Source organism: Rhodoferax sp. TH121 (assembly GCF_002251855.1).
In the GTDB taxonomy this organism is placed as follows: Bacteria; Pseudomonadota; Gammaproteobacteria; order Burkholderiales; family Burkholderiaceae_C; genus Allorhodoferax.
The window spans coordinates 283,019-297,227 of record NZ_NOXW01000021.1; the positions used below are offsets into that span (position 1 = coordinate 283,019).

The following is a 14,209-nucleotide window of genomic DNA, read 5'->3' on the forward strand; positions in this document are numbered from 1 at the left end:
AGTCCTGCAGGTGTACATCAGTCGGCCAGAGGGTACGTACCCAGCACCTTGTAGAAGGCGCACAGGCTGGACAAGTCCTGTAGGGCCGCCGCTACGTGAGGCTGGGAGGGGTGGCCTTGCAGGTCGATGTAGAAATAGTATTCCCATTGGCCGGAGCGTGCTGGCCGGGATTCAAAACGGGTCATGGACACGCCGTGCTTCTTCAGCGGTACCAGCATGTCGTGCACGGCGCCAGGTTTGTTGGGCACAGAGACCACCAGACTGGTGCAGTCCTTGCCGGAGGCCTCGGGTGCGGGCAGCACGCTGGGCAGGCAGACCACGACAAAGCGGGTGCGGTTAAAGGCTTCGTCTTGGATGGCGTGGGATGCAATGTGCAGGCCAAATTCAGAGCCCGCGCGTTCGCTGGCAATGCCAGCCCAGGCCGGGTTGCTTGCGGCCAGCCGCGCACCTTCGGCGTTGCTGGACACGGCGCGGCGTTCGGCATTCGGCAAGTGGGCGCTGAGCCATTGTTGGCACTGGGCCAATGCTTGGGGGTGGGCCAGCACGACCTCGATGCCATCGAGCGATGCTGTGCTGCGCAGCAGGTGGTGGCGCACCAGCAGGCTGATCTCACCCACGATGTGCAGGGGGGAGTTGAGCAACAGGTCCAAGGAGCGGGTGACCACACCCTCGGTGCTGTTCTCCACCGGAATTACGCCGAATTCGGCCGAGCCTGCAGTAGCGGCGTGGAACACTTCGTCGAAGTTGGCGCAGGGCACATGCGTGATGCTGGAGCCGAAGAAGCGCAGCGTGGCCTCTTCACTGAAGGTGCCTTTGGGGCCCAGGTAGGCCACGCGCTGCGGCGCCTCCAGGGCGCGGCAGGCGGACATGATTTCACGCCAGATCACGGCCACGCTCTCGTTCTTGAGCGCGCCCTGGTTGGCCTGTTGCAGGTTCGCAATGACCTGCGCCTCGCGTTCAGGGCGGAAGACGGCAGAGCCTTCCACCTTCTTGATTTCGCCTACCTCATGGGCCAGAGCGGCACGGCGGGTCAGCAGGGCCAGAAGTTCCTGGTCCACGGCGTCAATCAGGACGCGGAGTTCGGGAAGGGTGCGTGCCATGGTGTGTGTCTAGCCGTGGGTGCGTTCAAATTCTTGCATGTACTGCACCAGCGCTTGCACGCCTTCGATGGGCATGGCGTTGTAGATGCTGGCGCGCATGCCGCCCACGGATTTGTGGCCCTTGAGTTGCAACAGTCCTGCGGCTTTGGCACCGGTCAGGAAGGCGTCATTGAGCGCTTCATCGCGCAGGAAAAAGGGCACGTTCATGCGTGAGCGGGCATTCCGCGCGACGCCGTTCAGGTAAAAGCCGGTGGCGTCAATCGCTTGGTACAGCAGATCCGCCTTGGCGATGTTGCGTACCTCCATGGCCGCAACGCCGCCCTGGCGCTTGAGCCACTGGAACACCAGGCCCGCCATGTAGATGCTGTAGGTGGGCGGGGTGTTGTACATAGAGCCGTTGTCGGCCACCGTTTTGTAGTTAAAGGCGCTAGGGCAGATCGGCAGGGCATGGCCCAGCAGGTCCTCGCGCACCACCACTAGGGTCACGCCGGCCGGCCCCAGGTTTTTCTGGGCACCACCAAAGGCAAGGCCGACTTTGCTCCAGTCCACCGACCGAGACGCCACGTGGGAAGAGAAGTCAATCACCAGCTCTGCGCGGGAGCCCAGCGCCTTCAGGTCAGGCAGGGTCTGGAATTCCACCCCGTTGATGGTCTCGTTGGTGCAGATGTGTACGTAGCTGGCATCCGCACTGAGTTCCCAGCCGCTGGTCGGCGGGATGGCGGTAAATCCTCCGTCCTTGCCAGACGCAACGGTGCGGGTTTGGCTGTATTTGCCAGCTTCTTTGAGCGACTTTTCGCTCCAGCTGCCGGTCAACACAAAGTCAGTCACACCGGCTTGGCCGGCTGTGGCGCGCAGGCTACTCAGGTTCAGCGGAACGATGGCGTTCTCTGCCAGCCCTCCACCCTGCATGAACAGGATCTTGAAGTTGGCAGGCACGGCCAGCAGCTCACGCAGATCGGCTTCAGCATGTTCGTAGATGGAAAGGAATTCTTTGCCACGGTGGCTCATTTCCATCACGCCCATGCCGCTTCCGTGCCAGTCCAGCATCTCGGCGGCGGCTTGTTCCAGCACTTCGACTGGCATGGCGGCCGGTCCGGCCGAGAAGTTGTAGGGGCGTTGCATCAACTGGATTTTGTGTGAAATAGGGCTCTAGCCCTCGTGGTTTTTTGCGCGAGTAGCTATTGATTTGATAGCTACTCGGTAGCTTCTCCGGAGCCGGTCGATCCCTCTGCGCTCTCGCCCGCATCGCCTTCTGTGGTGTTGGCGTCGTTCTCCACGATGCGCTGCAAGCCGCTGAGCTTGGAGCCCTCATCCAGGCCAATCAAGGTCACGCCCTGGGTCGCACGGCCGAGTTCACGAATTTCTGCGACGCGGGTGCGCACCAGCACGCCCTTGTCGGTGATCAGCATGATCTCGTCGTCGGCATGCACCAGCGTGGCGGCAACGACTTTGCCATTGCGCTCGGACTGCTGGATCGCAATCATGCCCTTGGTGCCACGGCCATGGCGGGTGTATTCGGTGATGCTGGTGCGCTTGCCGTAGCCGTTTTCGGTGGCGGTCAGCACGCTTTGCTGTTCGTCTTCGGCCACCAGCATGGCAATCACGCTTTGGCCGGCTTCGAGGGACATGCCTCGCACGCCGCGGGCATTGCGGCCCAGCGGGCGCACATCGTCCTCGTCAAAGCGCACGGCCTTGCCGCCATCGCTGAACAGCATCACGTCGTGCTTGCCGTCGGTCAGTGCCGCACCAATCAGGTAGTCACCCTCGTCCAGGTTCACAGCAATGATGCCGCCCTTGCGCGGGTTGCTGAATTCGTCCAGCGCCGTCTTTTTGACGGTGCCCATGCTAGTCGCCATGAACACGTACTGGTCGGCCGGGAAAGTGCGTTTCTCCCCGGTCAGTGCCAACACCACGGTGATCTTCTCGCCCTCTTGCAGAGGGAACATGTTGACGATAGGGCGGCCGCGCGAACCGCGAGAGCCCTGCGGTACTTCCCAGACCTTGAGCCAGTACAGGCGGCCGCGGTTGGAGAAGCACAGGATGTAGTCGTGTGTATTGGCCACGAAGAGCTGGTCAACCCAATCATCTTCCTTGGTGGCGGTGGCTTGCTTGCCACGCCCGCCGCGCTTTTGGGCGCGGTATTCGTGCAGGGGCTGGCTCTTGATATAGCCGCTGTGGCTCATGGTCACCACCATGTCGGTAGGTGTGATCAGGTCTTCGGTCGACAGGTCGAAGGAGGAGTGCTCCACCAGGCTGCGGCGTGCGCCCAGCTTGCTCTGGCCGAATTCCTGCTTCACGTGGCCCAGTTCTTCACCAATGATGGTCGAGACACGCTCGGGTTTGGCCAGGATGTCGAGCAAGTCCTCGATCTCGGCCATGACTTCCTTGTATTCGGCGATAACCTTGTCCTGCTCCAGGCCGGTCAGGCGCTGCAGACGCATCTGCAGAATTTCTTGTGCTTGCGTTTCAGACAAACGGTACAGGCCGTCTGCGCCCATGCCAAATTCTTTTTCCAGGCCATCGGGGCGGTAGTCATCGGCATTCACCACGCCGCCGTCGGCACGTGTGCGTGTGAGCATCTCGCGTACCAGCTTGCTGTCCCAGGGACGGTTCATCAACTCCAGCTTGGCCACGGGCGGCGTGGGCGACTCGCGGATGATGCGGATGAACTCGTCGATGTTCGCCATGGCTACGGCCAAGCCTTCCAACACATGGCCGCGTTCGCGTGCCTTGCGCAGGTTGAATACCGTGCGGCGTGTCACCACTTCGCGGCGGTGCTGTAGGAAAACCTCGATCAGGTCCTTCAGGTTGCACAGCTTGGGCTGGCCATTGACCAGCGCCACCATGTTGATACCGAAGGTGTCCTGCAGTTGTGTCTGCTTGTACAGGTTGTTGAGCACCACCTCAGGCACTTCGCCGCGCTTGAGCTCAATCACCAAGCGCATGCCGGATTTGTCCGACTCGTCCTGGATGTGGCTAATGCCTTCGATCTTCTTCTCGTGCACCAATTCGGCCATGCGCTCCTGCAGCGTCTTTTTGTTGACCTGGTAGGGCAGTTCATCCACGATGATGGCTTGGCGCTGGCCCTTGTCGATGTCTTCAAAGTGGCATTTGGCGCGCATCACGACACGGCCGCGACCTGTGCGGTAACCATCCTTCACACCGTTGATGCCGTAGATGATGCCGGCCGTGGGGAAGTCTGGCGCGGGGATGATTTCCATCAGCTCGTCGATGGAAGCACCCGGATTCTTGAGCAAATGCAGACAAGCATCCACCACTTCGTTCAAGTTGTGTGGCGGGATGTTGGTGGCCATACCCACGGCAATACCGCCAGAGCCATTCACCAACAGGTTAGGGATGCGGGTGGGCAGCACCAAGGGCTCTTTTTCGGAGCCATCGTAGTTGGGCCCGAAATCCACAGTCTCTTTGTCCAGATCGGCCAGAAGTTCGTGGGCAATCTTGGCCAGGCGGATTTCGGTGTAACGCATCGCTGCGGCGTTGTCGCCGTCCACCGATCCGAAGTTGCCTTGGCCATCCACCAGCATATGACGCATCGAGAAGTCCTGCGCCATACGCACGATGGTGTCATACACCGACTGGTCCCCGTGCGGGTGGTACTTACCAATCACATCCCCCACGATGCGGGCGGACTTTTTGTAGGCGCGGTTCCAGTCGTTATTGAGCTCGTGCATCGCAAACAACACACGGCGGTGCACAGGCTTCAGACCGTCCCGCGCATCGGGGAGGGCGCGGCCCACGATCACGCTCATGGCGTAATCGAGATAGCTGCGACGCATCTCCTCTTCAAGACTGATGGGCAGGGTTTCTTTGGCGAACTGGGTCATGGATAGACGGTGGACGGTGTCGTGGACAGCTCTCGATTCTACGGCCGGTGTGCTGTGGCATCAGAGCAACAAAGTGGCGGTGGCTTTTGACGGAGTTACATCGTAGATAGAGATGTTTCGAAAGGAGTGCTTCGCTATGGCACAATAGTGCGAACGTCTTTGGTGCACTGGGCCTAGGGCGTCACACAATTAGTCGCAGTTCGCTGCAGTTTGTCCCGATAAAGGAAGGTCTCATGAAACAATTGAACAAAGTAGCAATCCTGATCGCTACCGCCGCTCTGGCGACTGCCGCTGGCGCCCAAGAAATCCACAACTGGCGCAGCGCTTCCGGCGACGTCTGGAAGAACGCCTCCGGTCAGTGCTGGCGTGACGCCAGCTGGACTCCCGCTACTGCAGCTGCTGGTTGCGATGGCGCTTTGACTGCCGCACCTGCTGCTCCTGCCGCCGCTGCTCCCGCCGCCGCCGCTCCCGCTGCTGCTCCTGCTCCTGCCGCCGCTGCTCCCGCCGCCGCCGCTGCAAGCAAAGTGACTTACGCTGCTGACGCTTTCTTTGATTTCGACAAATCCGTGCTGAAGCCCGAAGGCAAAGCCAAGCTGGACGATCTGGTGAGCAAGGTCAAGGGGATTAACCTGGAAGTGATCATTGCAGTGGGTCACACTGACTCTACCGGTTCCGATGCCTACAACCAGAAGTTGTCTGTGGCACGCTCTGAAGCTGTGAAGGCTTACTTGGTGTCCAAGGGCATCGAAAAGAACCGCGTTTACACCGAAGGCAAGGGCGAAAAGCAACCCGTTGCTGACAACAAGACCAAAGAAGGCAAGGCTAAAAACCGCCGCGTGGAAATCGAAGTGGTTGGCACACGCGCCAAGTAATTCGGCCATTCACTATGGTTTGTGAAAAGACCCGCTTCGGCGGGTTTTTTCTTGTCTATGCCACCATCGCCCTATGAACTCCACTCTGAATGCTGATCCGGCCGAATTGGCCAAATTTTCTGAACTGGCCCACCGCTGGTGGGATTTGGATAGCGAGTTTCGCCCCTTGCACCAGATCAATCCTTTGCGCCTGGACTGGATTCAGTCTTTCGTCTCTCTGCAAGGCATTGCTGCACTGGATGTCGGTTGTGGTGGTGGCATTTTGGCGGACTCCATGGCCCGCAAAGGGGCGCAGGTCACCGGCATTGACCTTTCCACCAAAGCCTTGCGGGTGGCCCAGCTCCACGCGCTGGAGGCGCAGACCCCCAATATTGCGTACCGTGAAGTCAGTGCAGAGGCTCTGGCTGCCGAATCACCAGCCGCATTTGACGTGGTGACCTGCATGGAGATGCTGGAGCATGTGCCGGATCCATCATCGGTTGTTCAAGCCTGTTCCACCTTGGTAAGACCTGGTGGTTGGGTGTTTTTCTCTACTTTGAACCGCAACGCCATGTCGTTTTTCCAAGCGATTGTGGGCGCTGAATACCTGCTGGGCCTGTTGCCGCGTGGGACGCATGAATACGCCAAAATGATTCGCCCCAGTGAGCTGGCCTTGTTTTGCCGGCGTGCCGGTCTGGATTTGCAGAGTAGTGGTGGGCTTGGTTACAACCCGTTGACACGCCGCTATGCCATGAGCCGCAACACCCAGGTGAATTACCTTGTTGCGACCCGCAAGCCTGTGGCCTCGGTGTGATGCAAATGTTGGATGCTGTCAAAGCCGTTTTGTTCGATCTGGATGGTACCCTCATCGACAGCGCCCCCGATTTGGGTGCTGCCGCAGACAAAATGCGATTGGATCGCGGCATGCCTTCATTGCCGCATGCGCTTTACCGCCCCATGGCAGGTGCCGGTGCCCGCGGCATGCTGCAGGTTGCTTTCGGCATTGCGCCGCAAGACCCCGCTTTCGAGTCTATGCGTGAAGAGTTTTTCGCCAATTACGAGCGCTGCATGACGCACAACACCTATGCGTTTGACGGAGTTTCAGCCTTGTTGCACACACTGGAGCAGCGCGGCCTCCCATGGGGGGTTGTGACGAACAAGTCTGAGCGATTTACTAGACCCTTGACGCAAGCCATGCCGATATTTGCCAAGGCCGCAGTAGTTGTGAGTGGAGACACTACGCCCCATGCCAAGCCACATCCAGCCCCTCTGCTAGAGGCTGCCAATCGTCTGGGCGTAGATCCGCGCCACTGTATTTATGTTGGTGATGACGAACGTGACATCATTGCCGGACATGCGGCTGGCATGCGTACGGTCGCTGCAACCTACGGTTATTTGGGTAGCCAGCTAGACACGGCAGCATGGCATGCCGACGCCGAAATTAAATCTCCCATTGCCCTCTTGCAATTACTCCCTAGCGCCTAAAATAGGGACTGAGGGGCTGCACTGGTTTCGACACGGGTTCGGACGCGTAGCAGGGCATGTCGAGCTGAATGCGCTCGTAAAACAGATTCAAACAAACTAACTGCAAACGACGAACGTTTCGCACTCGCTGCTTAATTGCACGTGAGGCTCACAACAGCAAGCCGATAGGCTGGGCAAGGGTGGCGCAAGCCGTCCAGGCTGTGGGCTAATTTCATTCGGCTGGATCTGCTTTGGGTAACTTAGGGCAGGTCGAGATAATAGGTTGCTGGCGTCTTGCATAGCGTGCCACTGCGCGATGTAGGAAGCGAGACTTAAACCAGATGGCTACACATGTAGAACTGTTCGAAGAAGGCTTGTGGACGCGGGTTCAAATCCCGCCAGCTCCACCACACTCAAGTCCAAGGCCGTTTGCTGACATCCAGCAAGCGGCCTTTTTCTTTGGTAAATCAACAACTTACAGGCATTTCGCTTCCATGTTAGTGCATTGAAGTGCGCCGACAGCCAGCCCCAAACCGGGGAACAAAGCGGGGAACAAACCGGGGTAAGGGCTAAAATTTGGCGAGTTGTTCCCCGGTCTGGTGTGCATTTACCCCGGTGGAACTGTCCCAGAGTGGCCACTTGTTCCCCGGTAGGAGGTTTCCCATGCTGACCGACAAGCAATGCAAAAACGCTGTTTGCCCCCCTGACAAGACCCGCGCCCGCTTCACCGATGGTGCGGGCCTGTACCTGGAAGTCAGCCCGGCAGGTTCCAAACGCTGGTTCTGGAAAACGTACCAGGACGGCAAGGAAGGGCGCTTGGCGCTGGGCAGCTACCCCGCTATGAGCCTGAGCGATGCCCGGCGGGCGCGTGATGCCGCCAAGATCGTCAAGGCAGAGGGCCGCAACCCGGTAGAAGTGCGCAAGGTTGAAAAGCTCAAGGCCGCCAGACCGGGCGGGGATACCTTCAAAGCTGTTGCCCTGGAGTGGTATGCCAAGCAGGCCCCACAGTGGAGCGCAAGTCATGCAGAGCGCACGCTGCGCCAGTTGGAGCGCGATCTATTCCCCTGGATTGGTGCACGGCCTATCGCTGAGATTCATGCGATGGAGCTACTGGCTGCTCTCCAGAAGGTGGAGGAGCGCGGGGCAATAGAAACTGCAGACCGTGTGCGCTTGGTTGCTGGCATGGTGTGGGACTATTGGTTACCCACGGCAAACGTGCAGCAGCGCAACATCACCGAGGGCCTGAAAGCGCGACTGACCCCCTACCGTGGCAAAACCTTTGCTGCCATTGTGGAGCCCGCCCGTTTTGGTGAGCTGTTGCGGGCGCTGATGGCCTACAAGGGCGGAGCTATCGTACGCACGGCCCTGCAGCTCGCGCCGCTGCTGTATCAGCGCCCCGGCAACTTGCGCGAAATGGAATGGGCAGAGCTGGACCTTGATGCCGCTCTGTGGGTAATCCCAAGCGCAAAGATGAAGCGCACCAAGCTGGAGAAAGAGCAGGGCGACGCCCACGCCGTACCCCTTCCCACCCAAGCGGTGGAGCTGCTGCGCAGCATCCAGCCCCTGACCGGGCACGGGCGGTATGTGTTCCCCGGTGAGCGCAGCCATGACCGGCCTATCTCTGACAACTCCGTGCGCAGCGCCTTGTATGCGTTGGGCTTTGGCAATGAGCAGACCTGGCACGGCTTCAGAGCCAGTGCTCGCACGATGATGGTGGATGAGCTGAACCTTGACCCGCTGGCCATTGAGGCGAACCTTGCCCATGCTGTAAAGGATGCCAACGGGCGTAGCTACAACCGCACACAGTACCTGGCGCAGCGCTTTGAGCAAATTCAGAAGTGGGCGGATTATCTAGACAAGCTGCGCAAGGGGGCAGACGTTATCGCCATGCCGACACGTGCCGCCTGAGATCCCCGGCCAGTCCCAACGCAAACCGCCTGCACCAGTTGCGAGGCGGTTTTTTTGCCTGTGAAACCGTGAAATTTCAGCCGGACGCTCGTTTTTGTAGGGGACACAGGGGACAAACTGCGTTTCAGAGGAGAAATGGCAGAAAACTGTAGGGGACTAGCAGGGGACTAATAGGGGACTAATAGGGGACAAACTCTCTCTATCTCATCTATTGAAGTTTCTTCACTTTCAAGCTCTTCACACGGCTCTATACCGGGCCCATGCCGCCCGCTTCCCCTGCTTGATTGCGGTCCCCCTTGGTGCTGTTGTCTTTGGATGCCTGCGCACCTTGCCGGAATTGAGCGCGATTGCATTTCCTCTCGTGCCAAACCCTCAGCGAGAATACTGCTCAGCAGATGAACCCGAGGCGATATCTCTCGGAAAAACAAGTGTGAGGGAGTGTGCATGGCTTACAAAATTTTTGATTCCTGTGTTTTTGTTCCGGGCTTGAGTACAACTGAATGTGCAAGCTGGGTGCAGGCAATTGGCTCACTAATGGCAATTGCTGTCGCTTGGTTCATTGCCAGCAGGCAAGCAAATCGTCTTGCAGCTGAGAAAGTTTTCGATGAGGCTCAGCGAACTATAGAGAAAGTAGCGCCGGCAATTGCCATCATTGAAGAGGCTGTTGCAGATTTGAAAAGTATTCACGATGAGACACTCAACTCTATTGAGCGTGGCGCATTTCGGCCGCCGTTTGATGCGCTTGATCGAGCACGGCGTTACGCAGAAGTCTTCAACACAATCCAAATTGCAAATATGCCATCGGTGGAGTGCGCAAAGGTGGCTCTCAGAGTCCGTAAGCTACTGAGTGATTCAGATGGTGTCTTGAACCTGACCATAAACAGGCTTGATCCCCAGCAAACTACTCTTGGCGCAACTGAAGACGTAATTGGATTTCACATAAGCGTCTTGGAAGAGCAAGTTCAAAAACTCAAATCTGAGCTTGTACGAATCAACGCCCGTTAGGTCGACCATGTGCTTCCGTATGTGCGCACATATGTAGTACCCCAGAGCCTTGCTAGGTATCAGCTTCTGAGCAACTAAAAAACTGTTCTCTATTCGCTATTTGTATTTCTTGGCTGATCGGGCGCTCTTGTCTTTGGGCGCAAAGTGCAGAGATATACAGAAATGCCAGACTCTGAAGGGGACTCCGAGGCTTTCATGTTCTTGCTCAGTTATGAAGCCCCATGGGCCCCGCCTATTGCAATCGCTATAGGTTGTGCCCTCAGAATCAAATTGCTCTTTGAAGTGCTCTTTCCAGTCTGCAACATGTTTTGCTGCCCGAGATCTGCGAAGGTAGCCAATCAGTCCACCATGTACCAAGTTAAGAGAGCCGCTGCCTGGTGAATAACGAGTCGAGAGCTGAAGGTAACCTTCTCTCATGTCGGCAACGCTTTTAAAGCGTTTAGCCTCGCCGATCCATTTGAAGCCCCGCTTGGGGAGTTCGACAGTAATGTCTACAGCCCCGCCAGACTGTGCGTCATGTGAGGCTTGATACTGAAAACCGAAGAGTATTAGGAGAAGCTTCTCAGTCGTAGCGTCCTCTTCGTCCTCTAGGTGTAGTTGAGGATTTTGTTCAAGTCTCTCAGTCGCCAGTTTCAGGTCGTCATACAAAACCTCAACAAAATCACTGTAAGTCTTTACTGTCAGCCTGCGGAGCATGTTGGCCAAGAAGACATCTTGAGTGGCCAAGGCTTCTAGCTTTTCAATGGTTAGCGAGTTGTCAGCCATTCAGTTTCCGCGCCCCGCTGGAGAGCTCTCGCTTTCAAGCATCAAGCGCATGGCTGTGGTTGGCCTAAAGTAGATCGACACCTTACTTCCAATCTCAGGGTCGACTTCGCCATTTACGGGGTTGATCTTGTCATCGATCACGGACTTGACCTCATCGACCGTCAAGTCGTAAGGTGTCATTTCATCCAAAACCAGTTCAAAGCAACTATCAAGCAAACCAATGCCCTCAGCCGACAGGAACTGGAGTGTTCTGACGATGCTTGTGTCGGAGGGTTTGAAGAGCTTTGCTTCAGCAATGCGCCTCGTTAGTTGCAATGTGATGTGGCTCGCCTCGGGATGCTCGTTCAAGTACTCAAACAAATGCTTGGCCGTGATGCATTCGGCACCGCTGCCAAAAATGCCTTCCAGCTTGTCAAGTATCTGATTGGAGCTTTGCATCTCAGTTCGAGGCGTACGACACCAGCTTGTTCACTACAACTGTTACTGCATTGTCGCCACGCGCATCAATAATTCTTGCGTGTCGAACGTGGAAACTATCTGTGGCCAATCCGGAAATTGGCATGCCAACTTGAACACTTACGGCACCAGTGACATTGATTATTGAGTCCCAAGCGACTGTCACATCGTAGGGAGTGACCTCGCCCACAATGTCAATACCACCCTGGATGAATGCATCGACTCGCAAGTCTTCAGATGCCTTTGCGCCTCGGTTAACTAAACCAGTTGGCGTTCTGAAGCTGAGGTGACTCACTCGACCTTCCCGCTTTGCAAGATAAAGGCCGCTGATGCACGGCGCTAGATTTAACGGCGTGTTTGCATGATAAATGGCCTGCAACACATCTGAGTAGTGTGCCAACCTGCCCAATATCGCAACGCCCCGTTTCTCGTTAGTTTCAGGTGGTCGCAGTTTGGTTGGCTGGTCCACCAGCACTTCGATTCGATGCAAGCTCTTGCGTAAGTTCACGACATCAAAGACTTGGTAATTGGATCTTTTGATGGTGACAAATTCATCGAACCCATCAAAGGCCATCTTCACCGCTTCGGTAACCTCGTTGTACTGGTAGGAGGTTCGCTCTTCTTCACTGCGTTTCGCGCACAAAATTAGCGAAATATCACCGTTTGAGTGCGTAACCTTTTTTACTAGCTTGTGATCTGTTGACTCGTTCGCAAGTTGTGTCGGAGAAAGAGGGAATGGATAGGAGTCTTGATAGCTGCTCTGAGAGACTTCAATCCCCGTGAGGGCTGCGTGCAGGGCCTCTGTTTGAACTTGATCAAGTGGGTATACAAAAATGTCTTTTGTCCCCGCAATAACGATATCGCTGTAGAGATTGCCGATCATTCTTTCGACATTGCTGATTACCGAAGCATCAGCTTCTCTGAGCTTATCCAATAGCTTGTCCCAGCCGCCGCCATGTGGCAGTCCAGCCACCTTCAACAGTGCTGAAAGCTCCCGAAATTGAAAGCGATCTCTGAGATTGTTCAAAAGCCGGACATACCTGTCCGGTGGATTTCCAGTAGCCAAACCAGCCCCCTATTTTTTTGCAGAGCATAGCATTGCTGGTTTGGGGATTGCCGTGCAATAATCTACACAAGCCAGCAATGGCCCGGTGCGTAAGAACACCTTTGGATAAGCGGTGCAGCCTCCCCGATAGTGAGGTTTTGTCACGTCTGGATATGGCGAATGGCCCACCCGTGGGGCGTTCCGAGTTTTGGGCGGGATGGCCTCAGTGGTAACACCTGGCGCACGGCTTATCCCGTGTTCTTAACATCCCGTCCACCCGTTGTGCGTAAGAACACACCGAGTGGTTTTGAAGTCTCGATAAGGAGCATGAAACCATGGCGAAAGCTATTCAACTTGCCAGCCCCAGCGCTGGTGCCCGTCCTGTGCTGACAGTGCAGACGTTTAGACAACAAACTCCCGACCTAGTAGCCCGCCAAGCGGCCATTGAGAACGCCCTAAGCATGGCGCTTCACTTCGTGCGTTTGCCGGGTGAGTCTGCCGCCAATCTCTGGGCCGCTACAGCCCGCGCAAATCGGGCGCTCACGCTGTTAAAGCAGGCGAGTGAAGGCGTGGGGCACACCAGCCCTGCAAACGTGTCTGGGAGGGCTTGAATCATGGTCCGTAAGACTCAATCCAAGTCGGGCAGCTCATTGCCTGCACTTTGCACCCAGCTTATTCAGCTTGCCTTTCAGATGCCCGGCGGCCTGAAAGTGAAAGTCAAAGACCAATTGATGGCAGCCCACCGAGCTTTGTGCGCTCAATCTGGACCCGATCTATCGGCGGCACAAGCTGCCATGGCGGCAGCGTTGAGCGCCTGCATGGAAAACCGCTTGCTTGATGAACGCCCAGAGACTGGCTTGGTCTACACCGTCGCCAATCTGTTGGCAGATTCGCAGGGAAGGGCTTGAGCCATGACACTTGCCACCGTGAAAAACATTGAATACGGCCGGGCGCACAAGGTTCTAAAAAAGGCCCCGGCGCATCGCCACGTGAAGTGCGTTGAACTGTTGAAAGAGCAGGCGTCTTTGGTTGATCGCCTGGTGACTGTTCGTTGCATGTTGAACGCTTTGACCGACACCGACCCGCAACCAATTCAAAAGCAGCCGGGCAAAGTGTTCCAACTCCGTGATGGTGCGAGTCCGAAAGGCAAGCCCGAATCTCAGTGCGGGAGGGCTTGAGCTATGGCCTCAACGATATCTAACCAAGCAACACCCCGCACACGTGCAAAGGCCCGCACCATGGCCAGCGAAGCTGTGCCAGCCTATGGCTTGGGCGACGGTGTGTTGTCGTTCCGTCATAGCCTGCTGGCCCGCGAGCGCAACGCAATCGACCGGGCGTTAGAGATTGTGGGGCGTTGCCTGCGTGAAACCCATTCCCAGTTCACATCTCCGGACGCGGTGAAGGCATATTTACGTCTGCACATGGCTGGTGAACAACGCGAGCGCTTTGCTGTTTTGTTTTTGGATTCGCAAAATCGTGCGCTAGCCTTTGAAATTATGTTCACTGGAACACTGACGCAGACCAGCGTCTACCCCCGTGAGGTAGTGCAAGCCGCCATACATCATGGCGCGGCAGCCGTGATTCTTGCTCACAACCATCCCAGCGGCGCTGTGACGCCAAGCCGAGCTGACGCGGCACTGACGCAGACCCTTAAAGCTGCCCTGGCACTGGTGGATGTTCGGGTACTAGATCACATGATTGTTGGCGGCACGAGTGCGTTCAGCATGGCCGAAACCGGAATGTTGTAAGCCTATGACAGCTAAGGTAATA

General features: G+C 56.8%; 14 protein-coding genes, 1 other RNA gene and 1 pseudogene. 10 read left to right on the plus strand and 6 right to left on the minus strand.

Annotated features, from left to right (window positions below; translation table 11 throughout):
- Window positions 1-17: 17 nt before the first annotated feature.
- From pheA to gyrA, 3 genes are all read right to left on the minus strand, one after another.
- Window positions 18-1,100, minus strand: a complete 1,083-nt coding sequence (gene pheA, locus CHU94_RS11325; RefSeq protein ID WP_094479890.1) for a prephenate dehydratase — start codon at window positions 1,098-1,100, stop codon at window positions 18-20.
- Between the two features lie 9 nt (window positions 1,101-1,109).
- A complete protein-coding gene (gene serC, locus CHU94_RS11330; RefSeq protein WP_094479892.1) occupies window positions 1,110-2,222 on the minus strand; it encodes a 3-phosphoserine/phosphohydroxythreonine transaminase in 1,113 nt (370 codons plus the stop codon).
- Between the two features lie 71 nt (window positions 2,223-2,293).
- Window positions 2,294-4,945, minus strand: a complete 2,652-nt coding sequence (gyrA, locus tag CHU94_RS11335) for a DNA gyrase subunit A (protein ID WP_094479894.1) — start codon at window positions 4,943-4,945, stop codon at window positions 2,294-2,296.
- Between the two features lie 233 nt (window positions 4,946-5,178).
- Between gyrA and ompA the strand changes: the two genes are divergently transcribed.
- The 6 genes from ompA (at window position 5,179) to CHU94_RS11365 (ending at window position 10,173) form a co-directional block, all read left to right on the plus strand.
- Entirely contained in the window at window positions 5,179-5,817 is a 639-nt protein-coding gene (ompA, locus tag CHU94_RS11340; RefSeq protein WP_094479896.1) for an outer membrane protein OmpA, read from the plus strand.
- A 73-nt stretch (window positions 5,818-5,890) separates the two neighbouring features.
- Window positions 5,891-6,610, plus strand: a complete 720-nt coding sequence (ubiG, locus tag CHU94_RS11345; RefSeq protein WP_094479898.1) for a bifunctional 2-polyprenyl-6-hydroxyphenol methylase/3-demethylubiquinol 3-O-methyltransferase UbiG — start codon at window positions 5,891-5,893, stop codon at window positions 6,608-6,610.
- 5 nt (window positions 6,611-6,615) lie between these two features.
- Window positions 6,616-7,281, plus strand: coding sequence for a phosphoglycolate phosphatase (gene gph, locus CHU94_RS11350; protein ID WP_094481020.1), 666 nt, complete (start codon window positions 6,616-6,618; stop codon window positions 7,279-7,281).
- Window positions 7,282-7,293: 12 nt separating this feature from the next.
- Window positions 7,294-7,670: a transfer-messenger RNA gene (ssrA, locus tag CHU94_RS11355) on the plus strand.
- 253 nt (window positions 7,671-7,923) lie between these two features.
- Complete coding sequence (locus tag CHU94_RS11360) at window positions 7,924-9,168, plus strand: integrase arm-type DNA-binding domain-containing protein (RefSeq protein WP_094479900.1); 1,245 nt, start codon at window positions 7,924-7,926, stop codon at window positions 9,166-9,168.
- Between the two features lie 444 nt (window positions 9,169-9,612).
- On the plus strand, window positions 9,613-10,173 hold the full coding sequence (locus CHU94_RS11365; RefSeq protein WP_141211445.1) for a hypothetical protein: 561 nt from the start codon (window positions 9,613-9,615) through the stop codon (window positions 10,171-10,173).
- A 96-nt stretch (window positions 10,174-10,269) separates the two neighbouring features.
- Here CHU94_RS11365 and CHU94_RS11370 read toward each other — a convergent pair whose 3' ends face one another.
- From CHU94_RS11370 to CHU94_RS11380, 3 genes are read right to left on the minus strand one after another with little or no spacing between them, the layout of a single operon-like run.
- Complete coding sequence (locus CHU94_RS11370; protein WP_094479904.1) at window positions 10,270-10,938, minus strand: hypothetical protein; 669 nt, start codon at window positions 10,936-10,938, stop codon at window positions 10,270-10,272.
- Window positions 10,939-11,376, minus strand: a complete 438-nt coding sequence (locus CHU94_RS11375) for a hypothetical protein (RefSeq protein ID WP_094479906.1) — start codon at window positions 11,374-11,376, stop codon at window positions 10,939-10,941.
- 1 nt (window position 11,377) lies between these two features.
- Window positions 11,378-12,460 carry a hypothetical protein gene (locus CHU94_RS11380; protein WP_141211446.1) on the minus strand — a complete coding sequence of 361 codons (1,083 nt, stop codon included), beginning with the start codon at window positions 12,458-12,460 and terminating at the stop codon, window positions 11,378-11,380.
- A gap of 314 nt (window positions 12,461-12,774) precedes the next feature.
- Here CHU94_RS11380 and CHU94_RS11385 point away from each other — a divergent pair, with 314 nt between their 5' ends.
- The 4 genes and pseudogenes from CHU94_RS11385 to radC form a co-directional block, all read left to right on the plus strand.
- Window positions 12,775-13,050 carry a hypothetical protein gene (locus CHU94_RS11385; RefSeq protein WP_094479910.1) on the plus strand — a complete coding sequence of 92 codons (276 nt, stop codon included), beginning with the start codon at window positions 12,775-12,777 and terminating at the stop codon, window positions 13,048-13,050.
- 3 nt (window positions 13,051-13,053) lie between these two features.
- Window positions 13,054-13,347, plus strand: a complete 294-nt coding sequence (locus CHU94_RS11390) for a hypothetical protein (RefSeq protein WP_141211447.1) — start codon at window positions 13,054-13,056, stop codon at window positions 13,345-13,347.
- 3 nt (window positions 13,348-13,350) lie between these two features.
- Complete coding sequence (locus CHU94_RS11395) at window positions 13,351-13,617, plus strand: hypothetical protein (RefSeq protein ID WP_094479914.1); 267 nt, start codon at window positions 13,351-13,353, stop codon at window positions 13,615-13,617.
- Between the two features lie 195 nt (window positions 13,618-13,812).
- Window positions 13,813-14,187 (plus strand): annotated as a pseudogene (gene radC, locus CHU94_RS11400) (DNA repair protein RadC); the annotation flags it as partial.
- Between the last annotated feature and the right edge of the window lie 22 nt (window positions 14,188-14,209).